The 15,087-nt window shown below is 64.4% G+C and carries 13 protein-coding genes; 7 read left to right on the forward strand and 6 right to left on the reverse strand.

Annotated elements, in window-relative coordinates; genetic code table 11:
- Positions 1 to 58: 58 nt before the first annotated feature.
- A complete protein-coding gene (gene topA / locus OVY29_RS05530) occupies positions 59 to 2,629 on the forward strand; it encodes a type I DNA topoisomerase (RefSeq protein WP_037555750.1) in 2,571 nt (856 codons plus the stop codon).
- Between the two features lie 125 nt (positions 2,630 to 2,754).
- Complete coding sequence (locus OVY29_RS05535) at positions 2,755 to 3,876, forward strand: lipase family protein (RefSeq protein WP_052182281.1); 1,122 nt, start codon at positions 2,755 to 2,757, stop codon at positions 3,874 to 3,876.
- A 4-nt stretch (positions 3,877 to 3,880) separates the two neighbouring features.
- Here the strand turns inward: OVY29_RS05535 and OVY29_RS05540 are convergent, their stop codons facing one another.
- From OVY29_RS05540 to lepB, 5 genes are all read right to left on the reverse strand, one after another.
- Positions 3,881 to 4,453, reverse strand: a complete 573-nt coding sequence (locus OVY29_RS05540; RefSeq protein WP_037555751.1) for a DUF1993 family protein — start codon at positions 4,451 to 4,453, stop codon at positions 3,881 to 3,883.
- 131 nt (positions 4,454 to 4,584) lie between these two features.
- Positions 4,585 to 5,025 carry a hypothetical protein gene (locus OVY29_RS05545; protein WP_037555753.1) on the reverse strand — a complete coding sequence of 147 codons (441 nt, stop codon included), beginning with the start codon at positions 5,023 to 5,025 and terminating at the stop codon, positions 4,585 to 4,587.
- A 23-nt stretch (positions 5,026 to 5,048) separates the two neighbouring features.
- Complete coding sequence (era, locus tag OVY29_RS05550; RefSeq protein ID WP_037555754.1) at positions 5,049 to 5,942, reverse strand: GTPase Era; 894 nt, start codon at positions 5,940 to 5,942, stop codon at positions 5,049 to 5,051.
- Positions 5,939 to 6,619, reverse strand: a complete 681-nt coding sequence (rnc, locus tag OVY29_RS05555) for a ribonuclease III (RefSeq protein ID WP_313911099.1) — start codon at positions 6,617 to 6,619, stop codon at positions 5,939 to 5,941. Before rnc ends, era begins: the two co-directional genes overlap by 4 nt.
- Entirely contained in the window at positions 6,616 to 7,509 is an 894-nt protein-coding gene (lepB, locus tag OVY29_RS05560; protein ID WP_037555757.1) for a signal peptidase I, read from the reverse strand. Before lepB ends, rnc begins: the two co-directional genes overlap by 4 nt.
- Before the next feature lie 124 nt (positions 7,510 to 7,633).
- Between lepB and pgi the strand changes: the two genes are divergently transcribed.
- Positions 7,634 to 9,139: a glucose-6-phosphate isomerase gene (gene pgi / locus OVY29_RS05565; RefSeq protein WP_037555758.1), complete on the forward strand. Its 1,506-nt coding sequence runs from the start codon at positions 7,634 to 7,636 to the stop codon at positions 9,137 to 9,139.
- A gap of 107 nt (positions 9,140 to 9,246) precedes the next feature.
- Entirely contained in the window at positions 9,247 to 10,593 is a 1,347-nt protein-coding gene (gor, locus tag OVY29_RS05570) for a glutathione-disulfide reductase (RefSeq protein ID WP_037555759.1), read from the forward strand.
- Positions 10,594 to 10,621: 28 nt separating this feature from the next.
- Here gor and OVY29_RS05575 read toward each other — a convergent pair whose 3' ends face one another.
- Positions 10,622 to 12,031, reverse strand: a complete 1,410-nt coding sequence (locus tag OVY29_RS05575; protein ID WP_037555760.1) for a short-chain fatty acyl-CoA regulator family protein — start codon at positions 12,029 to 12,031, stop codon at positions 10,622 to 10,624.
- A 212-nt stretch (positions 12,032 to 12,243) separates the two neighbouring features.
- Here OVY29_RS05575 and OVY29_RS05580 point away from each other — a divergent pair, with 212 nt between their 5' ends.
- From OVY29_RS05580 to mce, 3 genes are all read left to right on the forward strand, one after another.
- Positions 12,244 to 13,776, forward strand: coding sequence for an acyl-CoA carboxylase subunit beta (locus tag OVY29_RS05580; protein WP_313911100.1), 1,533 nt, complete (start codon positions 12,244 to 12,246; stop codon positions 13,774 to 13,776).
- 94 nt (positions 13,777 to 13,870) lie between these two features.
- A complete protein-coding gene (locus tag OVY29_RS05585) occupies positions 13,871 to 14,620 on the forward strand; it encodes a hypothetical protein (protein WP_037555762.1) in 750 nt (249 codons plus the stop codon).
- Between the two features lie 10 nt (positions 14,621 to 14,630).
- On the forward strand, positions 14,631 to 15,071 hold the full coding sequence (gene mce, locus OVY29_RS05590; RefSeq protein ID WP_037555763.1) for a methylmalonyl-CoA epimerase: 441 nt from the start codon (positions 14,631 to 14,633) through the stop codon (positions 15,069 to 15,071).
- Positions 15,072 to 15,087 lie beyond the last annotated feature (16 nt).

Below are 15,087 nucleotides of genomic sequence, written 5' to 3' on the forward strand. Positions count from 1 at the left end.
ATACGGCGCCACCCTCACGCGTACGTACGTAAGAGGCATCTCAGGACTAAGGTTTTTCATGCAATTGGTAATTGTGGAATCGCCCGCAAAGGCGAAAACGATCGAGAAATATCTCGGCCGTGATTTCAAGGTGCTGGCCAGCTATGGCCATGTTCGTGATCTGCCGCCCAAGGACGGGTCGGTCGATCCCGACGACGGCTTCGCGATGCAGTGGCAGCTTTACCCCGACAAGGCGAAGCGGCTGAAGGAAATCCAGGATGCCGCCAAAGGCGCCGACCGCCTGATCCTCGCGACCGACCCCGATCGCGAGGGCGAGGCGATCAGCTGGCATGTGCAGGAGTTGCTGCGCGCGAAGAAAGCGCTCCCCGCCTCGGTCGACCGCGTGACCTTCAACGCGATCACCAAGCAGGCGGTGACCGACGCGATGGCGCATCCGCGTGCGCTCGACGACGATCTGATCGACGCCTATCGCGCCCGCCGTGCGCTCGACTATCTCGTCGGTTTCACCCTCTCGCCGGTGCTGTGGCGCAAGTTGCCCGGCGCCAAATCGGCGGGGCGCGTCCAATCGGTCGCGCTGCGCCTCGTGGTCGAGCGCGAGCGCGAGATCGAGGCCTTTGTCGCGCAGCAATATTGGTCGGTGACGGGCCTGTTCGAAATGGGCGGGACGCCGTTCAAGGCGCGGCTTTCGCGCTGGCGCGGCGACAAGATCGAGCGCCTCTCGATCACAAACGAGAGCGACGCGCGCGCCGCCGAGGCCGATGTGGAGGCGGGCCATTTCACCGTCGATGCGGTCGAAACCAAGCCGCTGACGCGCAACCCGCCGCCGCCTTTCACCACCTCGACGCTGCAGCAGGAGGCGGCGCGCAAGCTCGGCTTCTCGGCGAGCCACACGATGCGCATCGCGCAGGCGCTCTACGAGGATGGCGCGATCACCTATATGCGTACCGACGGCGTCCAGATGGACGGCAGCGCGATCAGCGCCGCGCGGAAAGCTATCGCGACGCGCTATGACGGCGGCTATGTCCCCGACCAGCCACGCCAATATCAGACCAAGGCGAAAAATGCGCAGGAAGCGCACGAGGCGATCCGTCCGACCGACTTTTCGAAGGACAAGGCGGGAAGCGGCGATCATGCGCGGCTTTACGAGCTGATCTGGAAGCGCGCGCTCGCGAGCCAGATGGCGTCGGCGCGGCTCGAACGCACCAGCGTCGACCTTTCCGACGGCACCGGCAAGACCGTGATGCGCGCGACGGGGCAGGTCGTCAAGTTCCCCGGCTTCCTCGCGCTCTATGACGAAGGCCGCGATGACAGTGCGGACGACGACGACGCCCGCCTGCTGCCCGCGATGACCAAAGGTGACGCGCCCGCGAAGACCGGCGTCGAGGTCGAAAGCCACGAGACGCAGCCGCCGCCGCGCTATTCGGAAGCAAGCCTCGTCAAGAAGATGGAAGAGCTCGGCATCGGGCGCCCGTCGACCTATGCTTCGATCCTGCAGGTGCTCAAGGACCGCGACTATGTGAGCGTAGAGAAGAACCGCTTCATCCCCGAGGAGAGCGGGCGGCTGCTCACGGCTTTCCTCGAACGCTTCTTCGAACGCTATGTCGGCTACGACTTCACCGCCGGGCTCGAGGAAGAGCTCGACGACGTGTCGGGCGGCCGCGCGCAATGGCAGGCGGTGCTCGAACGCTTCTGGCGCGATTTCAAGCCGCGCACGGGCGAGGTGATGGAGCAGAAGCCGTCGGAGATCACCGCGGCGCTCGACGAATTCCTCGGCCCCTATCTCTTCCCCGACAAGGGCGACGGCAGCGATCCGCGCCTGTGCCCCAATTGCGGCACCGGGCGGCTCGCGCTGCGCGGCGGCAAGTTCGGGCCGTTCATCGCGTGCAGCAACTATCCCGACTGCAAGTTTACGCGCAAGTTTGCGCAGCCCGGCGGCAGCGACGGCGCCGACACGGGGCCGGAGACGCTGGGCACCGATCCCGAAAGCGGGCTGGAAGTGACGAAGCGCAGCGGGCGGTTCGGCCCCTATATCCAGCTCGGAGACGGCAAGGAAGCGAAGCGGTCGTCGATCCCGAAGGATATTCCCGGCGAGGATTTTGACCTCGATTATGCGCTGCGGCTGCTGAGCCTGCCGCGCGAGGTCGGCGTGCATCCCGAAAGCGGCAAGGTCATCATGGCGGGGCTGGGGCGATATGGCCCCTATCTGCTCCACGACGGCAAATATGCCAAGCTGACGGGCACCGCCGAGATTTTCGACATCGGCATGAACGCCGCAGTCGTCCGCATCGCCGAGGCAGCGAACGGCGGCGGGCGCGGGCGTGCGAAGGCCGAGCCGCTCCAAACCTTCGGCCCGCACCCCACGAGCGGCGGCGAAATGAAGCTGATGGAGGGGCGCTTCGGTCCCTATGTCACCGACGGCACGACCAACGCGACGCTGCCCAAGACCGCCGACCCGGCGACGCTGACCGCCGACGAGGCGGTCGCGCTGATCGACGCGCGCGCGGCAAAGGGGCCGGCAAAGGGCAAGAAGAAGGCGGCGCCCAAGAAAAAGGCGGCGGCGAAGAAGCCAGCGGCAAAGAAGGCTCCGGCGAAGAAGGCTCCGGCGAAGAAGGCCGCAACCAAGGAATAGCCGTCATCCCGGCGAAGGCCGGGATCTCACCATCGCTTCATAGCGTTACGGCGAGATCCCGGCCTTCGCCGGGATGACGATCTTGTTTTGCCGTGATAAGGGAGGCGCATCGGGGAGACTTGCCCATGCGCCACGTTTTCGCTGTCGTGCTCGCCCTTTTATCGCTGCTCGCGCTACCCGTGTCGGCCCAGCCGACGCGCTACCTCATTTCCGCACAACCAATGACCGATACGCCTCCCGGCACACAAGCCTGGCGCGTGCAATATTGGACCACCAATGGCAGCGGTCAGCGCTTCGCCGTGACGGGCATCGTCGCCGCGCCGATGGAAGCGATTCCGCCGCGTCCGCGCCGCGTGATCGCATGGACTCATGGTGCGTGGGGCGTCGCCGAGAAATGCGCGCCGTCGCTCAGTCCCAATTTCTTTCAATATTCGGCGGGAATGAACGCGGTTCGGTCGGGCTATGTCGTTGTCGCACCCGACTATATCGGCCTCGCCAGCCCGGCGATGCACCCGTTTCTGGTCGGCCCCGATACCGCGAATGCGGTACTCGATGCGGTGCGGGCGGCGAGGGAGATTCCGGGTACCGCCGCTGGAAGCAGCTTCGCCGTGTGGGGCGAATCGCAGGGCGGGCACGCCGCGCTGTGGACGGCCGTGTTGGCCCGTTCCTACGCGCCCGACCTGACGCTCGTCGCGACCGCAGCCGCAGCGCCGCCGACCGATCTCGCTGCCAACCTGCGCGAAGGCGGCGACAAAAATGCGCGCGCGCTGCTCCTCTCTTTCGCGCTGCACAGTTGGTCGACGCTCTACGGCTATTCGATGGACGGCGTCACCAATCGCACCAATCAGGGGATCATCAACCGGCTGGCGCAGAATAATTGTGTTGCGTTCAACAAGAAGCCGAAGCTCGGCACGATCCTTGGCATCCTTACCGTCGCGCGTACTACGAAGAACAAGGATATCGGCAAGATCGAACCCTTCGGCTCTTTCGCGCGCGCCAACAGCGTCGATCCGGCGCGCGTGCCGGGGCCGCTGCTGATCGCACAAAGCAGCAAGGATATGATCGTTGCGCCCGCGGTCACCCGCAAGTTCGCCAAAGCGGTCTGCAAGCGCGGAACGCCGACCCGCTGGATCGACATGACCGGCGATCATGGCGCGAGCGCCAAGGACAGCACGCAAGAGACGATCGGCTGGATCACCGCGCGCTTCGACGGCAATTCTCCGCCAAATGACTGCCGGCGGATCTAGGCCCTTAAACCCGCGTCGCCGGCTTGGCGCGTAACTGGCCCTGATAATGGTATTTTCCGAGCGGCACGCCGCGGGTGCGCAGGATGTTGTATGCGGTCACCGCATGAAAATAGAAGTTTGGCAGCGAGTAGGAGAGAAGGAAAGTCTCCGGCGTGAAGGCCAGTGTCCGGGGACCCCAGTCCGAAGTTGTGGCATTGTCCACGTCGAGCGGCTGAAAGATTTCAATGTCCAGTTTCTTGCCAAGCCAGCCGTTGACTTCGTCCGGAGAAAACGCCTCCAAGGCCGTTACGGCCTGACCGATCATAACTTGCAGGTCGGCGAAAGGCATCGCGCCGACCAGCGGCGGCGGAGCGAATACGCCGGTCTTGGCGGCCTCAAGCCCCCATACGGCATGGTTCCTCAACGCCTCGATCTGAAAATGGAAGGGGGCCATGTCTTCGTACAGCCGGGCTCCCACGAAATCGTCCGGATCGCGGCCGGTTTCAGCGCAGTGCCGCGCCGCACGGTCGAGAAAGCCCTCAACGGCTCTTGTGGTCTGGAGGAAGGTCGGAACGATGAGGTCGTAGAACGATGCCATCACAAAGGCTTCCCCCAAGGGCGTCGTACACGGATAGCGACGCGTGAAATCAATGCTGCTGCAGATAGGCTAATATGACTTGCGGCCCGCTTTCCGAGAATTCCCCGATCTGCGAACCAATAGTCCGGCTTTTAGCGGAAGGTCTCTGGGTCGATCGGCGGCGTGCGATTGAACCACGCGGCGGCATCGGGACGGAACAGCATGTAGACTGCGGCACCCTGAATGGCGGTGATGATGATCGCTATGCCCAGCGAGAGGCCTTGGGGGCCAAGCGGATTGCTGAGATTGCTCAGCATCGACAACAGCCCGATCGCGAAAAATACCACCAATATCCATTTGGCGATCTTGCTCGCCCGCACCGAGATGAAATACCAGATGATCAGGTTGATGATCATGCCGACGGCGAACGTGCCGATAATGAAGCCCGATCCAAAGCCCATCGCCGCAAACTCGGGCATGCTCGCGAGTTTCTCCGATACGTCGTTCCACGCGAACAGGAAATTCAGTACGCTGAGTATCAGCGACCCCAGAAACAGACGGTCGAAAAATATGATGGAAACGGGTTTGATCATCTTTAGCCCCTCGTTGCTGTCGTTCAGTCGACCCAGTCGAGCCCCATGTCGCGATAGATGCTGCGGTCCTCGTCCCAGTTTTCCTTGACCTTGACGTGCAGGAACAGGTGGACCTTGCGGCCCATCAACTCGGCCAGCTCGGCCCGCGCGCGCGCGCCGATTTCCTTGATGCGCGCACCGCCCTTGCCGAGCACGATCGCGCGCTGGTTGTCGCGGGCGACGAAGATCTGCTGGTGGATTTCGGCGCTGCCGTCGGGACGCGTCTTGAACAGCTCGGTCTCGACCGTCGACTGGTAGGGCAGTTCCTCGTGGAGCTGGCGATAGAGCTGCTCTCGCGTGATTTCGGCAGCGAGCATGCGTTCGGGCGCGTCGCTGACCTCGTCCTCGGGGAAATGCCACGGCCCCTCGGGCATCAGCTTCGCGAGATGCGCCTTGAGTTCTGCGACGCCGTCGCCGCTGCTCGCCGAAATGAAGAAGGTTTCGTCGAAGGGGGCCTTGGTATTGAGTTCGGTCGCGATCGTGAGCAGCTTGTCCTTCTTGGTGAGGTCGACCTTGTTCAGGATCAGATATTTCTTCTCGGGCCGGTTCGCGATGCCCTCGAGCACGCGCTCGACGCGGCCCGTCAGTTTCGCCGCGGCGTCGATCATCACGAGGATCGCCTCGGCTTCCTCGAGGCTGCCCCAGGCTGCGGCGACCATCGCGCGGTCGAGCCGGCGCGTCGGGGCAAAGATGCCGGGCGTGTCGATCAGGATGATCTGCGTTTCGCCCTCCATCGCGACGCCCATCAGCCGCGTGCGCGTCGTCTGCGCCTTCGGGCTGACGATCGCGACCTTCTGGCCGACGAGCGCGTTGACGAGGGTCGACTTGCCCGCGTTGGGCGCGCCGACGACGGCGACGAAACCGCAATGCTGGATCATTCTTTCATTCCTTCGAGTTCGGCGAGCAGGGCTGCCGCCGCGGCCTTTTCGGCCGCCTGTTTGCTCGCGCCCTCGGCCTCGGCGCGCGCGAGCTTGCCGACGCTCACCGCAACGCGGAAGCGCGGCGCATGGTCGGGGCCTTCGCGCGAGACGATTTCATATTCGGGCGGGCGGCGCTTGCGGGCGAGCGCCCATTCCTGGAGCGCGGCCTTGGGGTGCTTGGGCGCCGCCTGCTGCCCGTCGATCATCTCGTTCCAATGGGTCAGGATGAACTGCCGGGCGGTGTCGGCTCCCTTGTCGAGATAGAGCGCGCCGATCAGCGCCTCGATCGCGTCGGCGGCGATATTGTCGCTGTAGCGGCCGCCGTCATTGCGCGCCTGCGCGCCGAAACGGATCAGCGCAGTCAGGTCGAGCCGCTGCGCGATCGCGGCGCAGGTCGCCCCCGATGCGAGCACATGCAGCCGCGACGACATCTCGCCCTCGCTTGCCGTGGGAAAGCGCGTGTAAAGCTCCGATGCGATGACGAGCCCGAGCACGCGGTCGCCCAGGAATTCGAGCCGCTGATAATCGGCGCGCCCGGTGCTGCCGTGCGTCAGCGCAAGGTCGTAGAGCGCGACATCGTCCGGGGTGCAGCCGATAATGTCGGCGAGCGCCCCGGTGTCCAGCGTATCGCTCAAAAACCGTCCCCGATGCGGCCCCAGCGCGCGGCGGTGAACCAGCTGATCGGGTTGATCCAGCTCGCCGAACCGTCGGTCGAGAACATGCCGACGAGCGCGTGGCCGACGAGATTTTCTTCGGGAACAAGGCCGATGCCCTGATTTTCCATCGCGGGGAAACGGCTGTCGGCGCTGCGGTCGCGGTTGTCGCCCATCAGGAACATATGCCCCTCGGGCACGACGACGAGCGGCGTATTGTCCTCGGCGATCGTCGTGATGTCGAGGATCGCATAGCTCTTGCCGCTGGGCAGCATTTCCCTGAACTGCTTGTAACGGCACTGGCGCGTCCCGTCGGCGGCGACTTCCTCGAACTCGGGCGCATAGCAGGGCAGGGTGCCCGTCGCGCGCGATGCTTCGATCATGTTCGGCGTCACCGGGATGACGAAGTCGGGCATGGCTTCGCGCTTCAGCGGCTTGCCGTTGAGCCAGACGATGCCGCCCTTCACCTGCACGCTGTCGCCCGGCAGGCCGATCACGCGCTTGATATAGTCATTGTCGTTGACCGGCGGCGCCTTGAACACGACGACGTCGCCGCGCTCGGGCGTGCGCGGGAAAATGCGGCCCGGGATCAGCGGCGCGCTGAACGGCAGGCTGAACTTCGAATAGCCATAGGCCATTTTGTTGACGAGCAGATAGTCGCCGATGAGCAGCCGCGGCTGCATCGATTCCGACGGAATGTTGAAGGGCGACAGGAAAAAGCTGCGGAAAATCAGCACCGCGATCGCGAGCAGCGCGAGGAAGCGGACGGTATCGACCGCCTCTTCCTTGGCGGATACCGGAGCGGGAGTCGGAGCAGGCGGCGTGGGGCCCGTCGGGGGCGTCACATCGGCGGTAAAGCTGGCATTGGTCATGCTGCGGCATTGGCGATGAATAGGTTGCCACGTCAAGCGAATATCGGCGGACGCCACTGGCGCCGCGCGGGCGGCGGGCCTAGAGAAAGGTCGTGATTCACTCCCCCTTCGAGGATATTAGACGATGACGACCGCATCCGACGCCTGGCAGGCTCTTTCCGACTGGCAGCCGCAAAAGCTCACCGATCTGGTCGCGGCCGATCCCGAAGCACGGCTCCAGGTGCTGGTGCGCAATGTCGCCGACATCCGCTTCGATTTCGCCAAGACGCATCTCGACGGAGCGGCTCTCGCGATCCTGTCGGGTCTTGCCGAAGCACAGGATTTCGCGGGGCGGCGCAAGACGCTCTTTTCGGGCGGCATCGCCAATCCAACCGAGGACCGGGCGGCGGAACATAGCGCCGAACGCGGCGACGGCGCGCCGGAATCGGTGCATGTCGCGCAGGCGCTGCATCAGCGGATGCGGATGATGATCGACGCGATCGAAGCGGGGGCGTTCGGCGAGATCCGGCACCTGCTCCACATCGGCATCGGCGGATCGGCGCTCGGCCCCGACCTGCTCGTCGACGCGCTCGGCCGTCATAGCGACCGATATGACGTCGCGGTGGTGTCGAACGTCGACGGCGCCGCGCTCGACGAAGTCTTCGCCAAATTCAGCCCCGAGCATACGCTGGTCGCGGTCGCATCGAAGACCTTCACCACCACCGAAACCTTGCTCAACGCCAATTCGGCGCTGCAATGGCTCGACGAGGCGGGCGTCGAAGATCCGGTCGGCCGTTTCATCGCGCTGACCGCCAAGCCCGAGCGCGCGATGGAGTGGGGGATCGACGAAACGCGCATTCTGCCGTTCAGCGAAACCGTCGGCGGCCGCTATTCGCTCTGGTCGTCGATCGGCTTTCCCGCGGCGCTCGCACTGGGCTGGGACGCCTTTGCCGACCTGCTCGAAGGCGCCGCCGAGATGGACCGCCATTTCCGCCTCGCCGACGGCGCCGACAATATCTGCCTGCTCGCGGCCTTCGCCGACCAGGTTTACGCCAATCGCCTGGGCTGCCAAACGCGCGCGGTGTTCGCCTATGACGAGCGGCTGCGGCTTCTGCCTTCCTATCTGCAACAGCTCGAAATGGAATCGAACGGCAAGTCGGTGACTTTCGAAGGACAGGCGGTGGCGCAGCAGACCGCGCCGATCACCTGGGGCGGGGTCGGCACCGATGCGCAGCATGCGGTGTTCCAGCTGCTTCATCAGGGAACGCATCTGACCCCGGTCGAATTCGTCGTCGCGCGCGAGCCCGATCACCTGCTCGACGATGCGCATCACGAAACGCTCGTCGCCAACTGCATCGCGCAGGGCGCCGCACTGATGACCGGGCGCGCGAGCGAGGATGGCGCGCGCAACTATCCGGGCGATCGCCCATCAACGACGATCCTGCTCGATCAGGTGACGCCGCGCAGCCTCGGCGCGTTGATTGCTTTCTACGAGCATCGCGTCTTCGCCAACGCCGTGCTGCTCGGCATCAACCCGTTCGACCAGTTCGGGGTCGAGCTGGGCAAGGAGATGGCGAAAGGCCTCGCCGAAGGCACGGTCGAGTTCGACGCCGCGACGCAGGCGCTGATGCAGGCGGCGCTCGGCGACTGAAGGCCTCGTCGCTGACTCTGAGTGCAAATTTCGATTGGCAAGCCGCGCCCGTGTAACCACATAGGCGCCGGGCGCGAATGCCTGCATGTCCAATTCAGGGGTAATTCATGAGCGATTTCGACTATGATCTCTTCGTTATCGGCGCCGGTTCGGGCGGCGTCCGCGCTTCGCGCATCGCGGCCTCGCACGGCGCGCGCGTCGCGGTGGCGGAGGAGTATCGGGTCGGCGGCACCTGCGTCATCCGCGGCTGCGTGCCCAAGAAGTTGCTCGTTTTCGGCGCCCATTTCGCCGAGGATCTGAAGGACGCGCGCAAATTCGGCTGGGATGTGCCCGACTGCAAGTTCGACTGGCCGGTGCTGCGCGACAATGTGCTCGCCGAAGTCGACCGGCTGGAGGGCCTCTATGGCCAGACGCTCGACAACCACAAGGTCACCGTGCTCAAGACGCGTGCGACGGTCGCCGGCCCGCAGAAGATACGCCTTGCCGACGGAACCGAACTCACCGCCGAGCGCATTCTGATTGCGACCGGCGGCTGGCCGCACGTTCCCGAATTTCCAGGCAGCGAATATGCGATCACCTCGAACGAGGTCTTCCATCTAGAAAGGCTGCCGAAACGCGTGGTGATCGCGGGCGGCGGCTATATCGCCAACGAGTTTGCCGGCATCTTCAATGAATTCGGCAGCAAGGTGACGATCGTCAATCGCGGCGACACGATCCTGCGTGGCTATGACGAGCAGATCCGCGACCGGCTGCTCCAGATTTCGATGACCAAGGGCATCGATTTCAAGTTCAACGCGCCGTTCCAGTCGATCGAGAAGAAGGATGACGGGACGCTCACGGTCCATCTCGAAGGCTGCGATGCGATCGACGCTGATGCAGTGCTGATGGCGACCGGGCGCACCCCGAACACCAAGGGGCTGGGGCTCGAAGAGGTCGGGGTCGAACTCGACAAAAAGGGTGCGATCAAGGTCGACGAGCGCAACCAGTCTTCGGTGCCGAGCATCTTCGCGGTCGGCGACGTCACCGACCGCATCCAGCTTACGCCCGTGGCGATCCGCGAGGGGCAGGCCTTTTCGGACACCTTCTACGGCGAAAAGCCGACGGTGGTCGACTATAGCAATGTTCCGAGCGCGGTGTTCAGCCACCCGCCGATCGGTGCCGTCGGGATGACCGAGGCCGAGGCGCGCAACAAGCTCGGCTCGATCCGCGTCTACACCAGCGATTTTCGCGCGATGAAAAATGTCCTCGCGGGGCGCAACGAGCGCGCGCTCTACAAGATGATCGTCAACGCCGCGACCGATCAGGTTGTCGGCCTCCACATGATCGGCCCCGACGCCCCCGAAATCCTGCAAGCGGCGGCGATCGCGGTGAAGGCGGGGCTCACCAAGACCGATTTCGACGCCACCGTCGCGCTGCACCCCAGCATGGCCGAGGAGCTGGTGCTGCTGAAATAGCCTCGATCCCCGTCTTGGCGGGCTATAGCTAGCCGATCCGGTAGGGCACAACGTCGCGCCGGTCGGGATCGACAAGGATCGGGCGGTCGCTCGGCGGGAAGGCGCGCTGGTCGCAATCGTCGCGCGGACAGATGCGGCACGACGGGCCGATGCGCGTCGCGGCCTGCGGTGCCGCGACGTCGACTCCGTCGGCATAGACGAAATCACCGGCATATTGCGCCTCGCACCCGAGCGCGACGGCGTAGCGCCGGGGGCTGCGCGCATAGCTGCCCGAGGGTTTCACGAGGCCCTTCGCCATCGACACATAGCGCAGCCCGTCGGGGGTCTCGGCGAGCTGGAACAATATGCGGTCGGGGATCGCCGCGGCCTCGTGGACGATCCACAGCGGACAGGCGCCGCCAAAGCGCGCGAACTGGAGGCGCGTCGCGCTGTGCCGCTTGGTGATGTTGCCCGCCATGTCGACGCGGCAGAAGAACATCGGAATGCCGCGCGCACCGGGACGCTGGAGCGTCGAGAGGCGGTGGCACGCCTGCTCGAAGCTGACGCCATATTCCAGCCGCAGCCGGTCGATGTCGTGCCGTACCGCGCGGGCGCTGGCGCGAAAGGGCGCATAGGGCATCAGCACCGCGCCCGCGGCATAGTTGGCGAGGCCGACATGGAGCAATTGGCGCGCGGCGGCTGTGCGCAGCGGCGAAGCTTCGACCACCGCGGCGATTTCCTTCGCGAGCGCGAGCGCGGCAAGCTGGTGCGCAAGTTGGAAGCGGCGGGTTTCGGCAGGCTGCGACGGGTCGATGACGAGGTGCCTCATCGTTGCGTCGAAATCGCGCAGCACCTGGCTCTGCTGATAGACGATCGAAATGCCGAGCGTGTCGCGAAGCCGCCGCTCGATCGTCTCGATCGCGGGCGAAGGCGCCTTGCCGCGCAATTGCCCCGCGAGTGCCTCAGCTGCGCGGTCGATGCTGTCGACATAATTGCCGGCATCGTGGAACCAGTCGCGCACCTCCTCCCACGGCAGACGGCTGCCTTCGGCGGTGCCGCCGGTCAGCGCCTCGTCGATGATCTGCAGCCGCTGCCCCGCGCGGCGATAGGCGGCGTGGAGTGCGACGAACTGGTCGGCGAGTTGCGGTTGCTGGAGCGCCGCGCGTTCGAGTTGCTCGGGCGGCAGCGGCGCCGAAGCGAACAGAGGATCGGCGGCGGCTTCGCGCAGCGCACCCGCCCGGCGATCGCCGGCATCGGCCGCGACCTCCTCCCATTCGAGCGGGAACAGGCGTTGCAATCGTTCGAGAAGCGCGGGGGTCAGCGGGCGGTCGTCGTGCTCGATCTGGCTGAGATAGGAGGTCGAAATACCAAGCTGCTGCGCAAAAGCAGCCTGCATCGTGCCGCGCTCGACGCGTAACTGCTTCAGCCGGGTTCCGGCAAAAATGCGTTGCCGAGCCATCGCATTCCTTCATCGAGTTTTTCGGCGGATTGCCGAGACGCAATCGATTTGAGACGTAATCGATTGCGTCTCGACGCTGTCCCAACGGATGAGGAGCCTATACGCGCGCAACAAATTTTGCAAAATCGAACTTCGCAATTTTGCAAATTCACATTTGCCTCCGCGATGCGAAGCGGGCAGACGACGCTTTCGAATTTTGATGGAGAGCCGCTTTGTCCGCCAATATCGCCGAAATGGAACGCCGCCGCGCCGCCGCAGCCCTTGGGGGCGGTCAGAAGCGCATCGACGCGCAGCACGCCAAGGGCAAGCTGACCGCGCGCGAGCGGCTCGACGTGCTGCTCGACGAAGGCTCGTTCGAGGAGCTCGACACCTATGTCGAGCATAATTGCACCGATTTCGGAATGCAGGATCAGAAGGTGCCCGGCGACGGCGTCGTCACCGGCAGCGGTACGATCAACGGCCGCCTCGTCTATGTCTTCAGCCAGGATTTCACCGTCTTCGGCGGCTCGCTATCGGAGCGCCACGCCGAAAAGATCATGAAGGTGATGGACAATGCGATGAAGGTCGGCGCGCCCGTCATCGGCCTCAACGACAGCGGCGGCGCGCGCATCCAGGAGGGTGTCGCGTCATTGGGCGGCTATGCCGAGGTGTTCCAGCGCAATGTGCTGGCGTCGGGCGTCGTTCCGCAGATTTCGCTGATCATGGGCCCCTGTGCCGGCGGCGCGGTCTACAGCCCCGCGATGACCGACTTCATCTTCATGGTGAAGGATTCGAGCTACATGTTCGTCACCGGTCCCGACGTCGTGAAAACGGTGACCAACGAGGTGGTGACGCAGGAGGAGCTTGGCGGCGCCATTACCCACACGACGAAAAGCTCGGTCGCCGACCTCGCGTTCGAGAATGACATCGAGGCGCTGCTCGCGGCGCGCGATTTCTTCGACTATCTGCCCGAGAACAACCGCAGCGGCGTGCCGGTGCGCCCGACGAGCGATCCTTATGACCGTGCCGAAGCCAGCCTCGACACGCTGATCCCGCCCAACGCGAACCAGCCGTACGATATGCACGAGCTGATCCGCAAAACCGTTGACGAGGGCGACTTCTTCGAGGTGCAGCCGGCGCATGCCGCGAACATCATCTGCGGTTTCGGCCGCATCGAGGGGCGCACGATGGGCATCGTCGCGAACCAGCCGATGGTGCTCGCGGGCGTCCTCGACATCAATTCGTCGAAGAAGGCGGCGCGCTTCGTGCGCTTCTGCGACGCGTTCGAGATTCCGATCATCACCTTCGTCGACGTCCCCGGATTTCTGCCCGGCACCGCGCAGGAATATAACGGCATCATCAAGCATGGCGCGAAGCTGCTCTTCGCCTATGCCGAGGCGACGGTGCCCAAGATCACGGTGATCACACGCAAGGCTTATGGCGGCGCGTACGACGTGATGGCGTCGAAGCACCTGCGCGGCGATCTGAACTATGCCTGGCCGACCGCGGAAATCGCGGTGATGGGCGCAAAGGGCGCGGTCGAGATCATCTTCCGCAGCGACATCGGCGACCCCGAAAAGATCGCCGAGCGCACCAAGGAATATGAGGACCGTTTCGCGAACCCGTTCGTCGCGGCATCGCGCGGCTATATCGACGAGGTCATCCACCCGCACAACACGCGCAAGCGGATCGCGCTGGGGCTGCGCAAGCTGCGGAACAAGCACCTCGAAAACCCGTGGAAGAAGCACGATAATATCCCGCTGTGACAACAGGCACTAAAATTTCGCTGTGGATGAGATAGTTAGGAACTGCGGCCCGGAAACGCGACCGCGATGTTTGGCTATCAGATGAGGTATCGAGATGCGTAAATCCGTTCTTGCCGCTGCTGTCGTCCTGTCGGCGCTCGTATCGCCGGCAGCATTGGCGTTCGACCCCGACACGCCGGTCGATGCGGAGAAGGAAGCCTTTCCGATCACGCTCGGCAGCGACGAGGACCCGACGATCGATCTGGCGTTCCGCACCGCCTTCGGGCTTCCCAAAGGCGCCGGGGCGGAGGCCGCGCGGACGATCGACGAACGGGCCTATCGTTTCCGCCCGGTCGCTATCCACCTGCTGCCGAATAATGTCGGCGTGCTGTTGAGCGCGGGATCGCTCGACGATGCGGGGCACAGCGAAGGGGGACTGAACGCGGTCCATTATCTGAAGTCGAGCGCTGCGGGCTGGGTCAAGCAGGGCGAATGGATCGGGATCGGCGCCACCGGCACGGTAGGCAACGCCGCGACGAGCTGGGCCTTTACGAACCTCCTCGGGCGCAATCCCTATCTGATCACCGCGGGCGGCGGCGTGTGGCAGGGCTGCGCGATCGGATCGGCCGTTGTGACCGAGTTGACGCCCGACGGGCCGGTCGACCGTGGCGGCTTTACCGACGGGATGAGTTCGGGCGCCGGAATCGGCCAGACCGAACAGGAATATGAAGGCCGGATCGCAGCGGCCGCGCCCGACAAGAGCTTTACCGTCGCCTACACCGGCACGCGGTCCTTCAAACAGCAATATGTTCTGAATAACGGCAAATATGAACCGGTCGGCAAGGACCAGGTTCCGGGTTGCTGAGGAGAATGGAATGAAACTGGGCCGCCTCAACCATATCGGCGTCGCGACGCCGTCGATCGCCGAAAGCATCATCTTTTACCGCGATGTGATGGGAGCAACCCACATTCACGAACCGTTCGACCTGCCCGAACAGGGGGTGAAGGTGTGTTTCGTCGATACGCCCGGCGCCGATGGCGCGCCGAACGGCACGCAGATCGAGCTGGTCGAGCCATTGCCCGGCAACACTTCGATCACGGGCTTCCTCGAAAAGAACCCGGCGGGCGGACAGCATCATCTATGTTATGAAGTGCCCGACATTCATGCCGCCAAGGCCGAGTTCGAGGGACAAGGCAAGCGCGTGCTTGGCGAGCCGCGGATCGGCGCGCACGGGACCTTGATCTTCTTCCTCCACCCCAAGGATATGGGCGGGGTGCTGACCGAGATTATGGAGACGCCGAAGGGCGATCACTGACTGTTCTCCTCTCCCC

Source organism: Sphingopyxis sp. SE2 (assembly GCF_032227185.1).
In the GTDB taxonomy this organism is placed as follows: Bacteria; Pseudomonadota; Alphaproteobacteria; order Sphingomonadales; family Sphingomonadaceae; genus Sphingopyxis.

Coding starts and splice junctions, on each gene's coding strand:
- topA (WP_037555750.1), top strand. CDS start 59: ATGCAATTGGTAATTGTGGAATCGCCCGCAAAGGCGAAAACGATCGAG.
- OVY29_RS05535 (WP_052182281.1), top strand. CDS start 2,755: ATGCGCCACGTTTTCGCTGTCGTGCTCGCCCTTTTATCGCTGCTCGCG.
- OVY29_RS05540 (WP_037555751.1), bottom strand. CDS start 4,453: ATGGCATCGTTCTACGACCTCATCGTTCCGACCTTCCTCCAGACCACA.
- OVY29_RS05545 (WP_037555753.1), bottom strand. CDS start 5,025: ATGATCAAACCCGTTTCCATCATATTTTTCGACCGTCTGTTTCTGGGG.
- era (WP_037555754.1), bottom strand. CDS start 5,942: ATGATCCAGCATTGCGGTTTCGTCGCCGTCGTCGGCGCGCCCAACGCG.
- lepB (WP_037555757.1), bottom strand. CDS start 7,509: ATGACCAATGCCAGCTTTACCGCCGATGTGACGCCCCCGACGGGCCCC.
- pgi (WP_037555758.1), top strand. CDS start 7,634: ATGACGACCGCATCCGACGCCTGGCAGGCTCTTTCCGACTGGCAGCCG.
- gor (WP_037555759.1), top strand. CDS start 9,247: ATGAGCGATTTCGACTATGATCTCTTCGTTATCGGCGCCGGTTCGGGC.
- OVY29_RS05575 (WP_037555760.1), bottom strand. CDS start 12,031: ATGGCTCGGCAACGCATTTTTGCCGGAACCCGGCTGAAGCAGTTACGC.
- OVY29_RS05585 (WP_037555762.1), top strand. CDS start 13,871: ATGCGTAAATCCGTTCTTGCCGCTGCTGTCGTCCTGTCGGCGCTCGTA.
- mce (WP_037555763.1), top strand. CDS start 14,631: ATGAAACTGGGCCGCCTCAACCATATCGGCGTCGCGACGCCGTCGATC.